This is a genomic window from Neoluteolibacter marinus (assembly GCF_014904755.1).
GTDB classification, from domain to species: domain Bacteria; phylum Verrucomicrobiota; class Verrucomicrobiia; order Verrucomicrobiales; family Akkermansiaceae; genus Haloferula; species Haloferula marina.
Map to the genome: position 1 here is coordinate 1 of NZ_JACZFQ010000176.1, position 1065 is coordinate 1065.

General features: G+C 48.6%; 1 protein-coding gene. It reads right to left on the reverse strand.

Features of this window, described 5'->3' with window-relative positions:
- Positions 1–630: 630 nt before the first annotated feature.
- The coding region (locus tag IG178_RS24380; RefSeq protein WP_226895753.1) for a hypothetical protein at positions 631–1065 on the reverse strand (435 nt) is incomplete at its 5' end.

Sequence of the window (1065 nt, forward strand, 5' to 3'; positions counted from 1 at the left end):
ATGCGGGCATGTCAACCTTTCACCTCAAGAGAACAGGGTCATCAATTCCGATTGCATCAGTAATAAGATTCAATATTCGAATGCCCAACAGGTTCTTGCAGTGAATAGTGAGCGCGGGGTCCATCGTCAATGCTCTCTGTTTGTCCATCAACCCGTCTAATCCAATTTCTACCCGAGGAGTCACGGAGAGCTAATTCAACACCAGCAACCGCATGCATTCCGCCTATCCCCTGAGCCCCTGGATTCACTTTCCACCGGCCAGGGGGGACGACTGAGATCCATCGCCTTAACGATTCATTCTCAGGCAAGTCTTCTCCACGACTCGCACCAGCGCCCCTAACCAGGACCAAAGATAGAACCACATCATACACTGGAACTGGAGTAGCGTTAGCTACAACAATCGGATCTCCCGAGGCATCGGCGTCTTGAGAAAACCATGCGCTTACATTGTCAAGCTGAAATTTGATTTCCTTAGATCGCCTATCACGCGCGTCACTGACTCTCCCACATATGCTGAACAATAAACTTATAAAAGCAACAAGAACAGACAATAGCGAAATTGACGTAGCTGACATTTTTAGACCTCAATTCAAAAGTCCACGATCAGACAATTCGCTGATCGATGGCATGCTAAACAATCGGGATGCTGAACAAGTACTCTGGCTCAGATTCATCCATTGAAATAGCGGAAATTCTCACCTCATCCGCAACCAGTGGAACCAAGATCGACCAATCACCACGAACGGCACTCTCTGATTTCATTGAGAATGTTTGCTTTAAAATAACTGATTCATTTAGCATCGCCACCGCATGGAACTCTATTTCAGAAGCTGCGAGAGTGCCCTGAATTTCAAACTCTTGACCTAATCTTTTTGCACTAAGCACCTCAAGGGCGGGGCGCCCGTCATGCCCCAGCCATTCCGTTCCATACATCGGCCACGGAATTAGAGAGTGATAGAACTCTACAATTTGCTCCACAAATCGTGGGTCCGGGTTGTGCTCTTCGAGCCGAGCCTCAAGGAGCGATTGACGAATCCAGCCCCCGCTACCCCGGACCGGGTAGTA